At 55.9% G+C, this 18,464-nt stretch carries 9 protein-coding genes, 2 tRNA genes and 3 rRNA genes (1 of these 14 running past the window's edge); 11 read left to right on the top strand and 3 right to left on the bottom strand.

Annotation, left to right across the window (positions count from 1 at the left end; genetic code table 11):
- The 11 genes from ACI514_RS21845 to ACI514_RS21795 form a co-directional block, all read left to right on the top strand.
- Nucleotides 1-204: ribosomal RNA gene (locus ACI514_RS21845) — 16S ribosomal RNA — on the top strand (it extends 1,333 nt beyond the left edge of the window).
- 81 nt (nt 205-285) lie between these two features.
- Nucleotides 286-362: transfer RNA gene (locus ACI514_RS21840), tRNA-Ile, on the top strand.
- Between the two features lie 30 nt (nt 363-392).
- A tRNA-Ala gene (locus tag ACI514_RS21835) sits at nt 393-468 on the top strand.
- Nucleotides 469-715: 247 nt separating this feature from the next.
- Nucleotides 716-3,609, top strand: a 23S ribosomal RNA gene (locus ACI514_RS21830).
- A 153-nt stretch (nt 3,610-3,762) separates the two neighbouring features.
- Nucleotides 3,763-3,878 (top strand): 5S ribosomal RNA (gene rrf, locus ACI514_RS21825).
- Together the 16S, 23S and 5S rRNA genes with 2 tRNA genes alongside form the textbook arrangement of a ribosomal RNA operon.
- A 154-nt stretch (nt 3,879-4,032) precedes the next feature.
- Nucleotides 4,033-7,485: an exodeoxyribonuclease V subunit gamma gene (recC, locus tag ACI514_RS21820; protein WP_405122364.1), complete on the top strand. Its 3,453-nt coding sequence runs from the start codon at nt 4,033-4,035 to the stop codon at nt 7,483-7,485.
- Entirely contained in the window at nt 7,482-11,171 is a 3,690-nt protein-coding gene (recB, locus tag ACI514_RS21815; RefSeq protein WP_405122363.1) for an exodeoxyribonuclease V subunit beta, read from the top strand. Before recC ends, recB begins: the two co-directional genes overlap by 4 nt.
- Complete coding sequence (recD, locus tag ACI514_RS21810) at nt 11,168-13,276, top strand: exodeoxyribonuclease V subunit alpha (RefSeq protein WP_405122362.1); 2,109 nt, start codon at nt 11,168-11,170, stop codon at nt 13,274-13,276. The genes recB and recD overlap by 4 nt, the downstream gene beginning before the upstream one ends.
- Nucleotides 13,277-13,395: 119 nt before the next feature.
- Nucleotides 13,396-13,971: a YfiR family protein gene (locus tag ACI514_RS21805; protein WP_160055578.1), complete on the top strand. Its 576-nt coding sequence runs from the start codon at nt 13,396-13,398 to the stop codon at nt 13,969-13,971.
- A complete protein-coding gene (locus tag ACI514_RS21800) occupies nt 13,968-15,236 on the top strand; it encodes a diguanylate cyclase domain-containing protein (RefSeq protein ID WP_405122361.1) in 1,269 nt (422 codons plus the stop codon). Before ACI514_RS21805 ends, ACI514_RS21800 begins: the two co-directional genes overlap by 4 nt.
- 47 nt (nt 15,237-15,283) lie before the next feature.
- Nucleotides 15,284-15,736, top strand: coding sequence for an OmpA family protein (locus ACI514_RS21795; RefSeq protein WP_405124238.1), 453 nt, complete (start codon nt 15,284-15,286; stop codon nt 15,734-15,736).
- 130 nt (nt 15,737-15,866) lie between these two features.
- On the opposite strand, the gene ACI514_RS21790 is transcribed toward ACI514_RS21795, so the two are convergent.
- The 3 genes from ACI514_RS21790 to ACI514_RS21780 form a co-directional block, all read right to left on the bottom strand.
- Nucleotides 15,867-16,121: a bacteriocin immunity protein gene (locus ACI514_RS21790; protein WP_405122360.1), complete on the bottom strand. Its 255-nt coding sequence runs from the start codon at nt 16,119-16,121 to the stop codon at nt 15,867-15,869.
- Nucleotides 16,122-17,372 carry an S-type pyocin domain-containing protein gene (locus tag ACI514_RS21785; RefSeq protein WP_405122359.1) on the bottom strand — a complete coding sequence of 417 codons (1,251 nt, stop codon included), beginning with the start codon at nt 17,370-17,372 and terminating at the stop codon, nt 16,122-16,124.
- Between the two features lie 299 nt (nt 17,373-17,671).
- Nucleotides 17,672-18,463, bottom strand: coding sequence for a DUF2971 domain-containing protein (locus ACI514_RS21780; protein ID WP_405122358.1), 792 nt, complete (start codon nt 18,461-18,463; stop codon nt 17,672-17,674).
- Nucleotide 18,464 lies beyond the last annotated feature (1 nt).

The raw sequence follows: 18,464 nt of genomic DNA, 5'->3' as shown, positions 1-18,464 counted from the left end.
AATCGCTAGTAATCGTGAATCAGAATGTCACGGTGAATACGTTCCCGGGCCTTGTACACACCGCCCGTCACACCATGGGAGTGGGTTGCACCAGAAGTAGCTAGTCTAACCTTCGGGAGGACGGTTACCACGGTGTGATTCATGACTGGGGTGAAGTCGTAACAAGGTAGCCGTAGGGGAACCTGCGGCTGGATCACCTCCTTAATCGACGACATCAGCTGCTCCATAAGTTCCCACACGAATTGCTTGATTCATTGAAGAAGACGAAAGAAGCAGCCCGAAATTGGGTCTGTAGCTCAGTTGGTTAGAGCGCACCCCTGATAAGGGTGAGGTCGGCAGTTCGAATCTGCCCAGACCCACCAATTTTGTGTGGGAAACGCCTGTAGAAATACGGGGCCATAGCTCAGCTGGGAGAGCGCCTGCCTTGCACGCAGGAGGTCAACGGTTCGATCCCGTTTGGCTCCACCACTACTGCTTCTAAAGTTTGAAAGCTTAGAAATGAGCATTCCATCGTTGTGATGATGAATGTTGATTTCTAGTCTTTGACTAGTTCGTTCTTTAAAAATTTGGGTATGTGATAGAAAGATAGACTGAACGTTACTTTCACTGGTAACGGATCAGGCTAAGGTAAAATTTGTGAGTTCTCTTAGTTGAGAAATTCGAATTTTCGGCGAATGTCGTCTTCACAGTATAACCAGATTGCTTGGGGTTATATGGTCAAGTGAAGAAGCGCATACGGTGGATGCCTTGGCAGTCAGAGGCGATGAAAGACGTGGTAGCCTGCGAAAAGCTTCGGGGAGTCGGCAAACAGACTTTGATCCGGAGATGTCTGAATGGGGGAACCCAGCCATCATAAGATGGTTATCTTGTACTGAATACATAGGTGCAAGAGGCGAACCAGGGGAACTGAAACATCTAAGTACCCTGAGGAAAAGAAATCAACCGAGATTCCCTTAGTAGTGGCGAGCGAACGGGGACTAGCCCTTAAGTGGCTTTGAGATTAGCGGAACGCTCTGGAAAGTGCGGCCATAGTGGGTGATAGCCCTGTACGCGAAAATCTCTTAGTCATGAAATCGAGTAGGACGGAGCACGAGAAACTTTGTCTGAATATGGGGGGACCATCCTCCAAGGCTAAATACTACTGACTGACCGATAGTGAACTAGTACCGTGAGGGAAAGGCGAAAAGAACCCCGGAGAGGGGAGTGAAATAGATCCTGAAACCGTATGCGTACAAGCAGTGGGAGCCCACTTTGTTGGGTGACTGCGTACCTTTTGTATAATGGGTCAGCGACTTATTTTCAGTGGCGAGCTTAACCGAATAGGGGAGGCGTAGCGAAAGCGAGTCTTAATAGGGCGTCTAGTCGCTGGGAATAGACCCGAAACCGGGCGATCTATCCATGGGCAGGTTGAAGGTTGGGTAACACTAACTGGAGGACCGAACCGACTACCGTTGAAAAGTTAGCGGATGACCTGTGGATCGGAGTGAAAGGCTAATCAAGCTCGGAGATAGCTGGTTCTCCTCGAAAGCTATTTAGGTAGCGCCTCATGTATCACTGTAGGGGGTAGAGCACTGTTTCGGCTAGGGGGTCATCCCGACTTACCAAACCGATGCAAACTCCGAATACCTACAAGTGCCGAGCATGGGAGACACACGGCGGGTGCTAACGTCCGTCGTGAAAAGGGAAACAACCCAGACCGTCAGCTAAGGTCCCAAAGTTATGGTTAAGTGGGAAACGATGTGGGAAGGCTTAGACAGCTAGGAGGTTGGCTTAGAAGCAGCCACCCTTTAAAGAAAGCGTAATAGCTCACTAGTCGAGTCGGCCTGCGCGGAAGATGTAACGGGGCTCAAACCATACACCGAAGCTACGGGTATCATCTTCGGATGATGCGGTAGAGGAGCGTTCTGTAAGCCTGTGAAGGTGAGTTGAGAAGCTTGCTGGAGGTATCAGAAGTGCGAATGCTGACATGAGTAACGACAATGGGTGTGAAAAACACCCACGCCGAAAGACCAAGGTTTCCTGCGCAACGTTAATCGACGCAGGGTTAGTCGGTCCCTAAGGCGAGGCTGAAAAGCGTAGTCGATGGAAAACAGGTTAATATTCCTGTACTTCTGGTTATTGCGATGGAGGGACGGAGAAGGCTAGGCCAGCTTGGCGTTGGTTGTCCAAGTTTAAGGTGGTAGGCTGAGATCTTAGGTAAATCCGGGATCTTAAGGCCGAGAGCTGATGACGAGTGTTCTTTTAGAACACGAAGTGGTTGATGCCATGCTTCCAAGAAAAGCTTCTAAGCTTCAGGTAACCAGGAACCGTACCCCAAACCGACACAGGTGGTTGGGTAGAGAATACCAAGGCGCTTGAGAGAACTCGGGTGAAGGAACTAGGCAAAATGGCACCGTAACTTCGGGAGAAGGTGCGCCGGTGAGGGTGAAGGACTTGCTCCGTAAGCTCATGCCGGTCGAAGATACCAGGCCGCTGCGACTGTTTATTAAAAACACAGCACTCTGCAAACACGAAAGTGGACGTATAGGGTGTGACGCCTGCCCGGTGCCGGAAGGTTAATTGATGGGGTTAGCTAACGCGAAGCTCTTGATCGAAGCCCCGGTAAACGGCGGCCGTAACTATAACGGTCCTAAGGTAGCGAAATTCCTTGTCGGGTAAGTTCCGACCTGCACGAATGGCGTAACGATGGCGGCGCTGTCTCCACCCGAGACTCAGTGAAATTGAAATCGCTGTGAAGATGCAGTGTATCCGCGGCTAGACGGAAAGACCCCGTGAACCTTTACTATAGCTTTGCACTGGACTTTGAATTTGCTTGTGTAGGATAGGTGGGAGGCTTTGAAGCGTGGACGCCAGTTCGCGTGGAGCCATCCTTGAAATACCACCCTGGCAACTTTGAGGTTCTAACTCAGGTCCGTTATCCGGATCGAGGACAGTGTATGGTGGGTAGTTTGACTGGGGCGGTCTCCTCCTAAAGAGTAACGGAGGAGTACGAAGGTGCGCTCAGACCGGTCGGAAATCGGTCGTAGAGTATAAAGGCAAAAGCGCGCTTGACTGCGAGACAGACACGTCGAGCAGGTACGAAAGTAGGTCTTAGTGATCCGGTGGTTCTGTATGGAAGGGCCATCGCTCAACGGATAAAAGGTACTCCGGGGATAACAGGCTGATACCGCCCAAGAGTTCATATCGACGGCGGTGTTTGGCACCTCGATGTCGGCTCATCACATCCTGGGGCTGAAGCCGGTCCCAAGGGTATGGCTGTTCGCCATTTAAAGTGGTACGCGAGCTGGGTTTAGAACGTCGTGAGACAGTTCGGTCCCTATCTGCCGTGGACGTTTGAGATTTGAGAGGGGCTGCTCCTAGTACGAGAGGACCGGAGTGGACGAACCTCTGGTGTTCCGGTTGTCACGCCAGTGGCATTGCCGGGTAGCTATGTTCGGGAAAGATAACCGCTGAAAGCATCTAAGCGGGAAACTTGCCTCAAGATGAGATCTCACTGGAACCTTGAGTTCCCTGAAGGGCCGTCGAAGACTACGACGTTGATAGGTTGGGTGTGTAAGCGCTGTGAGGCGTTGAGCTAACCAATACTAATTGCCCGTGAGGCTTGACCATATAACACCCAAGCAATTTGCGAACTCGAGAGAGACCAGATTGCGGTGTGTGAAGACGAAACGAACCGAAAGTTCGATGTTCACAAAACACCAGCTGTCACATACCCAATTTGCTGAAGCGAGGCCATCTGGTCACGACTCAGTACCCGAATTTCTTGACGACCATAGAGCGTTGGAACCACCTGATCCCATCCCGAACTCAGCAGTGAAACGATGCATCGCCGATGGTAGTGTGGGGTTTCCCCATGTGAGAGTAGGTCATCGTCAAGATTAAATTCCGAAACCCCAATTGCGAAAGCAGTTGGGGTTTTGTTTTGTCCGCAGGAAAGTTCTTACAGCATTCACAGGCGCTGTCCGGCTTTCACAATCTGCCGAGAATGCTAAGGTTCTGCCCTGGCTTTTGTACTTTTCCAAGGAAACCTTTATGCCGGACGCTCAGTCCCTCAACGCTGCATTCATGGTGGTTCAGAGTAATAGCCTGGACGAACTGCGCAGCCTTGTGATCAGCATAATGCGACGTTACCCACTGGCTCCCCTGGAAAACGAAATAGCGCTGGTACAGAGCAATGGTATCGCCCAATGGCTCAAATTGGCCTTGGCTGAAGACCCTGAGGAAGATGATCTCGGCGGTTGCGGTATCGCGGCAGCGATTGATGTGCAACTGCCGGGCAGTTTCATGTGGCAGCTGTACCGCATGGTACTGGGCCGAGATGAAATTCCTCCCAAATCCCTGCTCGATAAAGCCCCGCTGACCTGGCGCCTCATGCGCCTGCTCCCCCAGGTTATTGATCGCCCACATTTCGAGCCGTTGCAACGCTTCCTCTCCCATGACACCGACCTGCGCAAGCGTTATCAATTGTCCGAACGCTTGGCGGATCTGTTCGATCAGTATCAGGTTTATCGGGCCGACTGGCTGGAGGACTGGGCCGAAGGTCGGCATCAGTTGCGTAGCGTCAGGGGAGAAGTAAAAGCGCTGACTCCGACCAGTTGCTGGCAGGCAGAGTTGTGGCGTGCGCTGCTGGATGACGTGGGGGAACAGGGTATGGCACAGAGTCGTGCCGGCGTTCACCAACGGTTCATCGAACGCATCAACAATCTTGCCGAAGCTCCCGCGGGATTGCCTTCGCGGGTAATCGTTTTCGGTATTTCTTCGCTGCCAGCCCAGGTGCTTGAAGCACTGGCCGGGCTTGCGCGTTTCAGTCAGGTCCTGCTGTGTGTTCACAACCCGTGCCGACACCACTGGGCCGATATTGTCGCCGACAAGGATCTGCTGCGGCATCAATACAAGCGGCAATCGCGCAAGACTGGAATGCCCACAGTGCTGGACCCTGATGCACTGCATCAACACGCTCATCCGCTATTGGCCGCATGGGGTAAACAAGGCCGGGATTACATCAACCTGCTCGACAGTTATGACGACCCCAACAGCTATCGGGCGGCTTTTCGCGATGGCCGCATAGACCTGTTCAGCGACACTCAGCCGCACAACCTGCTCAATCAATTACAGGACGACATCCTGGAGTTGCGCCCACTCAATGAAACCCGCGAACACTGGCCCGCTGTTGATCTGGTACATGACGAGTCGATCCGTTTTCACATTGCCCACAGCGCTCAGCGTGAAGTCGAAATACTGCACGACCAACTCCTGTCGCGCTTCAGCGCCAATCCAGATCTGCGTCCTCGCGATGTGATCGTGATGGTGCCTGACATTGATAGCTACGCACCGCATATCCGCGCGGTGTTTGGTCAGCTTGATCGCCACGATGCCCGGTTCATTCCATTCACATTGGCGGATCAGGGACAGCGAGGTCGTGATCCACTGCTGATCGCAGTCGAACACCTGCTCAAGCTTCCCGACAGTCGCTTTCCGGTCAGTGAAATCCTCGACCTGCTCGACGTGCCTGCACTTCGCGCGCGCTTTGGTGTTGAGGAGCGCGACTTGCCAACACTGCACCGCTGGATAGAAGGCGCAGGTGTACGCTGGGGCATGAATGCCGAGCAACGCGCGGGCCTGGGTTTACCCGACGAGCTCGAGCAAAACAGCTGGCATTTCGGTCTGCGCCGCATGCTTCTGGGCTACGCCGTAGGCAGCGCCAATGCGTGTGAAGGGATTGAACCTTATGATGAAATTGGTGGACTCGACGCCGCACTGATCGGGCCGTTGGTGGCCCTGCTCGATGCCTTGGAACTTGCCCATCAGCAGCTCACCCAGCCCGCTCAACCCAAGGAGTGGGGCTATCGATTGCAAGCGCTGATGCAACTGTTCTTCAAAGCCAGCAACGAGCATGACGACTACTTGTTGACCCAGCTGGAAGAGCTTCGCGAAACCTGGCTGGAAACATGTGAGGCTGTAGGTCTGACGGATGAGTTACCACTGACAGTCGTTCGCGAAGCCTGGCTCGCCGGCCTTGATCAGGGGCGTCTGTCTCAGCGCTTCCTGGCCGGTGCCGTGAACTTTTGTACGCTGATGCCCATGCGCGCCATTCCATTCAAACTGGTCTGCCTGCTGGGGATGAATGACGGCGACTATCCCCGTGCACAGCCGCCGCTGGATTTCGATCTCATGGGCAGCGATTACCGTCCGGGAGATCGCTCGCGGCGTGAAGACGACCGTTATCTTTTGCTCGAGGCGCTGTTGTCTGCACGTCATCAGCTCTATATCAGTTGGGTCGGCCGCAGCATCCGCGATAACAGTGAGCGACCGGCCTCCGTGTTGATCGGCCAGTTGCGCGATCACCTCGCCAGCGGTTGGCGATTGCTCGATGAAAACCGCGATCTGCTTAGTGCCATGACGCAAGAGCACCCGCTGCAGCCGTTCAGTGCGCGCTATTTTCATGAAGGCGATCAACTCTTCAGCTATGCCAGCGAATGGCAGGTTCTGCATCAACAGCACGAATCTCAAAACGAAGCACAGTTACTCAGCCCTTATGTGCAAGAGGAACCGTTGAGCCTCGCGTTGTTGCAGGACTTTTTGCGCAACCCGGTTCGGCATTTTTTCACCCAACGCCTCAAAGTGTATTTCGAGGCCGCCGAAGCACCGCTAGCCGATGAGGAACCCTTCGTACTGGACGCATTGCAGCGCTACACACTCAGCGACAGTCTGCTCGAAGCCGCACTCAGGCAGCCGGACAATGTCGATCAGGCGCTGACTGCCCAAGCCCGACGTCTGCAGAATAGCGGTCTGCTACCAATGGCCGGGTTCGGCGAGTGCCTGCAACGTGAGCTGATCGAACCTTTGCCGGATTTGCTACAGCGTTATCAACAACTGCTGACGCTTTGGCCCGTCCCTTTGAGCAGCGCGATGCCGGTCAACCTTGAATTGCAGGGTTTGCGTCTGGAAGGATGGCTTGCGGGTTTGCATCAGCGTGCCGATGGGGGGCTGTTGTCGGTCACCACTATTCCCAACAGCATTGGCTCGATCAAAAGCCGCAAATGGCATCGCCTGACCAAACCGTGGGTCAATCATCTGGTGGCCTGCGCCAGCGGGCTTTCCTTGAGCACTGCGTTGGTAGCCAGCGACGACACGTTGTTGCTTGAACCCATGGCGCGAGAACGAGCGATAGGTTTCCTTGGCGATTTGCTCCTCGCCTGGCAGGCAGGCATGCGACAGCCACTGCCGATCGCAGTAAAAACCGCTTTTTCGTGGCTTTCCCAGACTGACCCGCTGAAGGCCGAAGCGGCAGCGCGTAAAGCCTATGAAGGTGACGGGCAGACCAGCGAAGGTGAGCGCCGCGAGAGCCCTGCGTTGTCCCGGCAATATTCCGACTTCGATGCATTGCTTGAGGACGAAACCTTCTCCGGCTGGTGCAACGCGTTGTATCGCCCCCTGCTTGAAGCACCGTGGCGTTCACTGTCCACTGAAGGGGCTCGAACATGAGTACCAAGACACCCCTTGCCCTGGCCTTTCCGTTACGGGGCAGCCAGTTGATCGAAGCCAGTGCCGGTACCGGTAAAACCTTCACGATTTCTGCGCTCTACCTGCGGCTTATTTTGGGGCATGGTGACGAGGCGAGCGGATTCGGCCGCGAATTGTTGCCGCCGCAGATTCTCGTGGTGACCTTCACCGATGCCGCGACCAAGGAACTGCGTGAGCGCATACGCACGCGCCTGGCTGAAGCCGCTCGATTTTTTCGCGACGAAACGCCTGCACCCGATGGACTGATCGCCGAATTACGTGATCAGTTCGACGCTCAACAGTGGCCCGGTTGTGCCAACCGCCTCGATGTCGCTGCGCAATGGATGGACGAGGCCGCCGTTTCGACCATCCACAGTTGGTGTCAGCGCATGCTGCGTGAGCACGCGTTCGACAGCGGCAGCTTGTTCACTCAATCCCTGGAAACCGATCACAGCGACTTGCTCGGCGAAGTGTTGCGCGATTACTGGCGGCTGTTCTGTTACCCGATGCAGGACGATGCGTTGAATTGGGTTCGCAGCAACTGGGGCGGGCCGGCGGCCTTGTTGCCTCGCGTGCGCGGGCTGTTCGCCAGTGAGCGTGACAGCGACGAAGGAAAGGCTCCCGCAGAGCTGATCGATGAATGCCTGCAAGAACGCCGTGCAGCGCTGATCGAACTGAAAATGCCATGGCGTCAGTGGGCAGACGAATTGCTCGCCATCTGCCATCAAGGTGTTGCGAGCAAATCCGTCGACGGGCGCAAAATGCAGGCGCGTTACTTCGAGCCCTGGTTTGAAAAGCTCAAGGCATGGGCCGAAGACGAGTCCCTGGAGCAACTGGATATCGGCACCGGTTTCACCCGACTGACCCCCGACGGCATGGCCGAAGCGTGGAAAGGTCAGGCCCCGAGCCACCCGGGCCTGGACGCCATGCCGAAACTCAAATCGAGCCTCGATGCATTGCCGACCCCCGATGCCGCTGTACTGCAACATGCCGCCAAATGGGTAGGCGCACGCTTTGAAGAAGAGAAGCGGCGTCGCGCCGAGATGGGCTTCGACGACATGTTGTTGCGCCTTGATGCAGCTTTGCAATCCGACGGGGGCGAGCGTCTTGCGACGTTGATTCGCGAACAGTTCCCGGTCGCGCTGATCGACGAGTTTCAGGACACTGACCCGGTGCAGTACCGAATCTTTGAAAGCATCTATCGCATTGAGGAAAACAGTCCTGACACCGGGCTGTTTCTGATCGGTGATCCGAAGCAGGCGATCTACGCTTTTCGCGGTGCAGACATCTACACCTACCTGCGCGCACGTCAGGCCACTACTGGTCGGCTGCATACGCTGGGCACCAACTTCCGTTCCAGCCACGGCATGGTCAACGCGGTCAATCATGTATTCGCACGTGCCGAGTCCCGAGAGCAGGGACGCGGCGCGTTTTTGTTCCGCGAGAAAAACGGCGAGAACCCGGTGCCGTTCCTGCCCGTGGAATCTCAGGGCCGCAACGAACGGCTGCAGGTTGCCGGTCAGGAAGTCGCGGCGCTGAATGTCTGGCACTTGTCCAGCGATCAGCCACTGTCCGGCGTTGTCTATCGCCAGCAATTGGCAGCCGCGTGCGCCAGCGAAATCACCGCGCTGCTCAATGGCGGGCAAAGCGCTAACGCGGGGTTCGTGCAGGATGGCAAAGACTTCAGAGGTCTGAGGCCGTCCGACATTGCGATTCTCGTGCGCGACGGCAAAGAAGCCCAGGCCGTCCGCAGTGAACTCGCCGCCCGCGGCGTGCGCAGTGTTTATCTGTCGGACAAGGATTCGGTGTTCGCGGCGCAAGAGGCTCACGACCTGTTGTCCTGGCTCAAGGCCTGTGCCGAACCGGATGTCGAACGTTCCCTGAAAGCCGCGCTGGCCTGTATCACCCTGAACCTGCCACTGGCAGAGCTGGAACGTCTGAACCAGGACGAACTGGTATGGGAAACCCGGGTCATGCAGTTCCGTGGCTATCGCGAGCTATGGCGCAAACAAGGTGTACTGCCGATGTTGCGCCGCCTGCTGCATGACTTCCATCTGCCGCAAACCTTGATGACACGCACGGATGGCGAGCGGGTACTGACCAACCTTTTGCACCTGTCGGAATTGATGCAGCAAGCGGCTGCGGAGCTGGACGGTGAACAAGCGCTGATTCGTCATCTGGCTGAACTGCTGGCTGTGTCCGGTCAGGCTGGCGAAGAGCAGATTCTGCGCCTGGAAAGTGACGAGCAACTGGTCAAAGTCGTGACCATCCACAAGTCCAAAGGCCTGGAATATCCCTTGGTGTTCCTGCCGTTCATTTGCTCGGCGAAACCGGTAGATGGCAGTCGCTTGCCACTGCATTACCACGATGCCGAGGGCAAGGCCCAGGTGAGTCTGAAACCAACCGCTGAGCTGATTGCGCAAGCGGACGACGAACGCCTGGCCGAAGACCTGCGCTTGCTCTACGTTGCCCTCACCCGCGCGCAGCACGCCTGCTGGTTGGGCGTGACGGACCTCAAGCGAGGCAATAACAACAGTTCGGTGCTGCACCTTTCGGCACTGGGTTATCTGCTCGGCGGTGGCACATCGCTGGGCGAGTCCAGCGAACTGAAACGCTGGCTGCAAGACCTGCAACAAGACTGCCCGTCCATCCACATCGATGAAATGCCACAACCCACCGACGAGCATTACCAGCCGCCACGCAATGACGCCGTGCTGAGTGCCACGCTGTTGCCCAAGCGCAAGGCCAGTGAAAACTGGTGGATCGCTTCCTACAGCGCATTGCGCATCAGCGACGTATTGAGTGTCGGCAGCGATGAAGCGCCGGACAGCCCGCAAGCGCAAAAGCTGTTTGATGACGAACGCCTGGACCCCGACGCCCCGCGAGAAATCATTGCCGGCGGCGCCGATATCCACCGCTTTCCTCGTGGCCCAAATCCAGGAACGTTTCTTCACGGTTTGCTGGAGTGGGCCGGTGATGACGGCTTTGCGGTTACCCGCGAGGCGCTGGAAGATGCGATTGCCCGTCGCTGTAACTTGCGTGGCTGGGAAGGCTGGATCACCACCCTGAGTGACTGGCTGCAGCATCTGCTCAAGTCGCCACTGCCAGTTGCAGGTGGTCAGCCGCCTGTTGTTCTAGAACAACTGAAGCAATATCGGGTCGAGATGGAGTTCTGGTTCGCCAGCCATAAAGTCGATGTCCTCAAACTCGACGAACTGGTGCGTCAGCACACTCACAGCGGCGTGGCCCGCGTGGCGGCAGAACCGGTGCAACTCAACGGCATGTTCAAAGGCTTTATCGACCTGACCTTTGAACACAATGGCCGTTACTACGTGGCCGACTACAAATCCAACTGGCTCGGCGTGGATGATCTGGCCTACACCGAGCAGGCCATGGAACTGTCGATCCTCGACAACCGTTATGACCTGCAATACGTGTTGTACCTGCTGGCGTTGCACCGCCAACTCAAGGCCCGGCTGCCTGATTACGATTACGACCGGCATGTCGGCGGGGCGTTGTATCTGTTTCTGCGCGGTACTCGCGCCGACAGTCGCGGTGTCTATTTTGTACGTCCGCCCCGTGAGCTTATCGAGCGCCTCGACCGGATGTTCCAAGGCAAACCCGAACCCAAGACCGAACCCGCCTGGGAACAGGGAGTCCTGCTATGAGCCGCACCTTTGCCGATCTGCTCCCTACACCGCTGGCTGCTGACAGTCTGTCGAAGTTATCGCCCCTTACCAGTGCCGATGACCTGTTGATCTTGTTGACCCGGTGGGTCGAGCGCGGCTGGCTGCGTGCGCTGGACAAAGCATTCGTCGCGTTCCTTCACGAACTTGATCGCGATACGGATCCGCTGGTGCTGCTCGCTGCTGCTCTGACCAGTCATCAACTTGGCCACGGTCATGTCTGTCTTGATCTTTATGAAACCCTGAAAGCGCCCGACTTCGCGCTGTCGCTACCCCCCGAAGGAGACGTGCAAGGTGGTGTCTTGTTGCTGCCTTCGCAATTGCTCGAGGCGCTCGATGGTGCTCACTGGTGCAAGGTTCTAGCGGGCAGCTCTCTGGTCGCACTGGCCGCGGATAGCAGCGATTCAGCACAACAACGTCCGTTGGTAATCTCGGGAAAACGCCTGTATCTGCGACGCTACTGGGCTTACGAACGGCGCATCGATACCGCGTTGCGTCAGCGTCTGCAGCAAGTGGAGCCGACGCCGGACGATCTGCCGCAGCGCTTGAACGAGCTGTTCGGATCAGCGAAAACGGGTGAAGTGATCGACTGGCAGAAACTCGCCTGCGCCCTTGCTACTCGTGGTGCCTTCAGCATCGTCACCGGCGGTCCGGGCACCGGCAAAACCACCACCGTGGTGCGTTTGCTGGCCTTGCTTCAAGCGCCCGCAGTCGCCGCAGACCAACCGCTGCGGATTCGCCTGGCGGCACCGACGGGCAAGGCTGCGGCGCGGTTGACCGAGTCCATCAGTCAGCAAGTGCAGTCGCTCGAAGTCAGCGAAGAGGTGCGGGCGAAGATTCCTTGCGACGTCACCACCGTGCACCGTCTGCTGGGCAGTCGTCCTGGCACCCGGCACTTCCGTCACCATGCCGGCAACCGCCTGCCCCTGGATGTGCTGGTGGTCGACGAAGCCTCGATGATCGACCTGGAAATGATGGCCAATCTGCTCGATGCCTTGCCTCCCCATGCACGGCTGGTCTTGCTGGGCGACAAGGATCAATTGGCCTCTGTGGAGGCCGGCGCGGTGCTGGGGGATTTGTGCCGAGACGCCGAGAGTGGCTGGTACAACCCGCAGACCCGACAGTGGCTGGAGTCGGTCAGCGGTGAGTCGCTGCAGGACAGTGGCTTGCATGAAGATGTCGATGGCACCCACCCGCTGGCCCAGCAAGTGGTGATGCTGCGCCACTCCCGGCGCTTCGGTGAGGGCAGTGGGATTGGTCAGCTCGCGCGTCGGGTCAACCAACAGTTGCCGGATGAAGCGCGCCAGTTGCTCACGGCTGGGCACTATGACGATGTGTATTCGCTGCCGCTCAAGGGCGAACACGATCACAAGCTCGAGCGCCTGTTGCTTGAGGGACATGGCGACGGCCCACAAGGCTATCGCCATTATCTGAGCGTGCTGCGTGATCAGCGTCCACCCTTGGGTCGGCCACTCGAACATCCGGACTGGGTCATTTGGGCCCGCGAAGTCTTGCAGGCGTTCGACACCTTCCAGTTGCTGTGTGCCGTGCGCAAAGGGCCGTGGGGCGTCGAAGGTCTGAATCAACGGATCACCGCCGCGCTGCTCAAAGCACGTCTGATCGAAAACGATCAGCAATGGTACGAAGGACGGCCAGTGCTGATGACTCGCAATGATTATGGTCTGGGCTTGATGAACGGCGACATCGGCATCGCCCTCAAACTGCCCGAGCGCGAAGGACCCGACGCCGGCAAACCGGTGTTGCGCGTGGCGTTCCCGCGTAACGATGGTCAGGGCGGCGTGCGCTTCGTATTGCCGAGCCGGCTCAATGACGTCGAAACCGTCTACGCCATGACGGTGCACAAGTCCCAGGGCTCGGAATTTGCCCACACGGCGCTGATTCTGCCCGATGCCTTGAATCCGGTGCTGACCAAAGAATTGATCTACACCGGAATCACCCGCGCCAAGCATTGGTTCACGCTGATCGAATCGCGCCCGGGGGTGTTCGAGGAGGCGGTGCAGCGCAGGGTCAAACGCCTGAGCGGGTTGATGCTGGAACTGGAGGAGGGCGCCGTGCCTCGGGGGTGAAAATCCCTGCGATTGGCGGCGATTACTGACCAACCGGTCAGAGGTCGCTGTCTCGCTGGCGTTTCAGCGCTGTGCTATCGTTGCGGCATCATTTCGCTACGATCCAAGAGAATCCCTGCATGAAGGTGTCTGTCTGGGCGACAGGGCGCGTAGTTGTCTGCAAGCACGCGTTGCTTGTTGCTCTGCTCTGGATGTTGACGGGCGCGGCTGTCGCGCAGCCGCAGGCGCCGACGGGCATGGCCGAGCAACGGGCCAAATCTGTCACGCAGGTTGTTCTTGGTATTCTCAGTTACGCGCGCTGGCCGGTGGAACCGGCGCAATTGCGCCTGTGCATCGTTGGTCCGACCGAATACACCGACGATCTGGTCAAAGGCACCACGCAAGCCACCGGCCGGCCTGTCACCGTACGTCGCCTGCTGGCCGACAACCCGGCGATCGTCAGCGAATGCGATGCGGTGTACATCGGCAAACTCACCGCGGATGAACGCACTCGCTTGTTCGCTTCGCTGATCGGTCACCCGGTGCTGAGCATCAGCGAAGGTGGCGATCAATGCACCGTCGGCAGCCTGTTCTGTCTGCGCGTTGGCGATGATCAGGTGTCCTTCGAGGTCAATCTCGACTCCGTTGCCCGCAGTGGCGTGCGCATTCACCCCAGCGTGCTGCAATTGTCGCGTCGTAAACCGGCGGCGCCATGAACCTGTTCAGATCGAATAGCCGCCCAACGCTGGGCTCGGTCATTGGCCGAGGGCATTTGACGGTCGCGCTGGTGGGCGTGGCGATGGCCAGCGTTTCGCTGACGTTGCTCGGCGTACTGGCTTTACGGGTGTACGCCGATCACAACCTGCACTTGATCGCCCGTTCGATCAGCTACACCGTGGAAGCCGCGGTGGTGTTCAACGACAAGACCGCCGCCAACGAATCGCTGGCGCTGATTGCTTCCACCGAAGAGGTCGCTGAAGCCCAGGTGCTGGACAGTCAGGGACAACTGCTCGCGCATTGGCAACGTCCGGAAAACGGTTTGTTCTCTGAGCTGGAAATGCAGATCACCCGCGCCATCCTGGAAAAACCCATCAGCCTGCCGATTGAGCATCAGGACCGTGAAATCGGTCGTGTACTGCTCACCGGACATGGTGGCAGCCTGATGCGCTTTCTGCTCAGCGGTCTGGCGGGGATCATCCTCTGTACCGCGATCAGCGCCTGGGTTGCGCTTCATCTGGCGCGCCGCCAGTTACGCGCGATCACCGGTCCTCTGCGCAGTCTGGCCAATGTGGCTCACGCCGCACGCAGCGAACGAGCGCTGGACCGCCGCGTGCCGCCGGCACAGATCGCCGAACTCGACAATCTCGGCAATGACTTCAACGCCTTGCTCGATGAGCTGGAGTCCTGGCAAACCCATCTACAGAACGAAAACGAAACCCTCGCTCACCAGGCCAGCCACGACAGCCTTACCGGTCTGCCGAATCGTGCTTTTTTCGAAGGACGCTTGATCCGCGCGTTGCGTAATGCCGGCAAACACGATGAGCGCGTTGCCGTGTTGTTTCTCGACAGCGACCGCTTCAAAGGCATCAACGACAACTTCGGCCACGCTGCGGGTGATGCGGTGCTGGTGGCGGTGGCCAATCGCGTTCTTGCGCAGTTGCGTGAAGAGGATCTGGTGGCGCGGCTGGGCGGTGACGAGTTCGCCGTTCTGCTCACGCCGCTGCACAAGGTCGAAGATGCCGAGACCATTGCCGACAAGATCCTCGCCAGCATGGACATGCCCATCGCGCTGCCGGGCGACACCAGTGTGGTGACCTCGCTCAGTATTGGCATTGCGGTTTTCCCTGATCATGGTGCCACGCCCGGGGCCTTGCTCGACGCCGCCGATGCGGCGATGTATCAAGCCAAGCGTCTGTCGCGCGGCGCCCAATTCACGGCCGGGGCGGAACACCCGGTCGATTCCGTTCAAACCAGGAGCTGACTGTCGTGTTCACACTGTCCATTCGATCTTTTTACGCGGCGCTGTTGATGGCCGTACTGGCTCTGACCGGTTGCCAGACCGCACCGCAAAAAGGCCTGACCCCGGCGCAAGTCGCGGTACTCAAACAACAGGGTTTTGAACTGACCGACGAGGGTTGGGAGTTTGGCCTGTCTGGCAAAGTACTGTTCGGTAGCGACGTGGAAAGCCTGAACCCGCAAAGCACCGAGATCGTCGAACGCATCGGCAAGGCCCTGCTGGCTGTTGGCATCGAGCGCGTGCGGGTCGATGGTCATACCGACGCATCGGGCAAGGAAACCTACAATCAGCAACTATCGCTGCGTCGTGCGAAAAGTGTCGCCAACGTGCTGGGCACAGTCGGCATGAAGCAAGAGAACATCCAGCTGCAGGGCCTGGGCAGCAGCGAACCTGTGGCGTCCAATGACACCGCTGCGGGCCGAACGGAAAACCGCCGGGTGTCGATTGTGGTCAGCGCCGACTAATCGGCGAACTGCATCTCACGGGTCTGTCCCATCAACAGACCCTGATTGCGCTCGGTCACCTCGCGGACACACAATTTGAGATTATTACCGCGTGCAGGATGACAGTCCTTGGTGTGGGTGGGCGTCCTTGTCAGCTTTTGAAACCCGGCAGACCATTGTCAGCCCGCCAGTTCTTCAGTATTTCCGTGATTTCTTCTGCTGTATTCTCATCTTTGTTTTCAGGATAAAAAATCAAATCTGAGCCAGCGGGATGACCGATAATCTTTTTGAAATGAAAGATGAGTTTGTCTTCCGTAGCTTCATCGTTGGAGCCAAATTTTATCTCGTTAATGAATTCGATGAATTCAGCTTCTGTGTAATCGGATAGCTTGCTCTTCAAGTCCATTCACTTATTCTCTCTGTGAGTTTCAACATGTCGTTTGGGGGTCATGACTGCAAGGTTATCAACGTTATAAACCTCACCACCGTTCTTGATGTAGACAATATGGTGAATCTCAAAACGCATCCGCTCTCCCGCATGCTCAGATTCGATTGCAATCGGTGCCTTGCCTTCTGATATTTTTCTTTGGTTATCTGCGCAGAACTGTCCCCGTAACACCGGGTCTTTTGAAACCTCAAGCCAGAACGCTCTCCTGAAGTCGTCAAAGTCGTTGAAGGTCCGCCCTCTTAATGCATCGGCAATCTGCGAAGGGATTGGCGAGCCTTCTCCTACGCCAGCACCTGCAAGCCATATGCCCGATACGGGCTGCCCCTTGCCAGTGACGCCGCCTGCATCATAGCGGGCACTGAGCATGATGTAGATTGGTTGAATATCGGTACTTGGGAACCAGATAATTGCATCCTGGTACTCGGGCGGATGCTCAGGGTTCACCAATACCTTGTTGGATTGCTCGGTGGGTGGGTACACCCAAACAGGTGGCAACTGTGGCGAGCCTTCTAGTGCTGGGATGCCCATTACACCGTCACCACTTTCCGCTGGCGTCCAAGTTAGGCCGATACCGTTGCCAATATCTGCGACAAACTTTTCACCGTCCTTCTTGGCCTCGATGACCGGGACATTTTCCCAATCAGTCTTGCCTCCCGTGTAGAAGCCATAGGCGTCCACTGAGCCATCCGGCAAAGTCTTCACATTGACACGTACTCGCGTGCGACCTGTCTTGAGCGATGCGTACTGATCATCCTTATAGAAAGCGCTGTCAGGTGAAATGCTCGTGTTTGGCATCAGCAATGCGATAGTACCGACTACACCGCCAGCAGCAACAACGCGTGATGCTTTTAGCAATTCAAGAGCCAATGATCCGCCCAGACGTTTGGCAATAGTGCCACCAGCGGCAGACCCACCCACCAATTGGAGAGAGGTGCCTTCCGCTGTGATTGCAGACCCAGTAGCCAAAACAGCCCAAAGCCCGTAATCGGCTAGCTTCTCAACCGGAACAAATCCAGAGGGGGATTTGTGATCAATCACACCGTCAGGTAGGTTGCAGCTTTTGGCAAACACGCACCCCATTGTGCTGGGCTTGTCTTCTGGCTTCGGTGCGAGGTCTTTGTATTCCGCCCATCGTTTAGCATGGATATCGACAGGCTCAACACCGCTATTGCGGTAGCCCTTTGGTGGGTTGGGTACATAGCCAGACATGCAGCGTCCTTTCGTCCTTGGGGAATTCCAGCGTGAGGCTGGGGCAGAATGACGTTACCCGGAAGCTCACGCACTGGCTTTAGGACAAATCCCAAAAGCCAAGCTGAATTTCCTGTGTTCCGTGTCATTACTGGGCGGCGAAGCATAACCGTTTAAGTATGACCTAGAGAATGATGGCCTACAGCCACTTCTCCATCAGTAGGCTCCTTTTAGAGTGAGCTAACTTAATAACCCAACTCATAAACATTTTTATAATGTGTATAAGATAATCAGCTAGAAATTCTTGCATCACGGAAAAATTAAATGTTGATGATTTCCAATGTGCTTGTCCTTGCTATAGCCTGTTTGAATTTAATCATTTTTGGCATGTTATTGATGATAAATTTCTTTGCATCATCACGCATGCGGCAACCAAAAATAACAGACTCTACAAAATCGGCTTCATAAGCAATTTTAATAAAATTCTTACCCTTCGGGATGCGGCCCATTGCGTTATTGGCTTGAAATCTATACTCCGACTCATACTCCCATTCATCAAGCTTTGTCCTAAGGGCACGCCAAATTTGATGGCCTAACTCCTCGCCGTCATATGTCTGGTGATAAAGCCGGTGTAAATCTATCGTGTTGAGTTTTGGAATGTGTTTTTGATAAGTGACTTTCTCGGCTTTCATGAATTCTGATTTGAACTCAATGCAGAATCCCTTGTGGGAGTTGGCGTAATGAGACCACATTAGATTGCTAGTGGGGTTCTTCGAAACAGACATAAACGCATAACTATCAATTGTTTCATTGAAGGAGTCTTCTACACCCTTGATTATTTCAAGTCCTCGCGCAGTGAATTTACCTTTGTGTATGCAATCGGAAATAAGTTTTTTACCATCTTTTCCAACAAGGGATTTAAGCTCTTTGAATTCTTTTGGTGTCGGCCGAATTAATTCTATCTTAGAATCAAAAAGGTCGTTGAAATTTGTTCTGCTAGAAAAGATCGCCTGATTATTTAGTAGCGCATCAATCGCCCAGTCCTTAGAAAAGTCGTCAAAATTTGAAATGTTACGATATTTATAAAAATAATTAGGATAGTTCTCACTCATT

The sequence above is a fragment of the Pseudomonas sp. M20 genome (assembly GCF_045037865.1).
Lineage (GTDB): Bacteria > Pseudomonadota > Gammaproteobacteria > Pseudomonadales > Pseudomonadaceae > Aquipseudomonas.
Note: the sequence above shows the minus strand (reverse complement) of the source record. Positions and strands in the feature narration are given on the sequence as shown.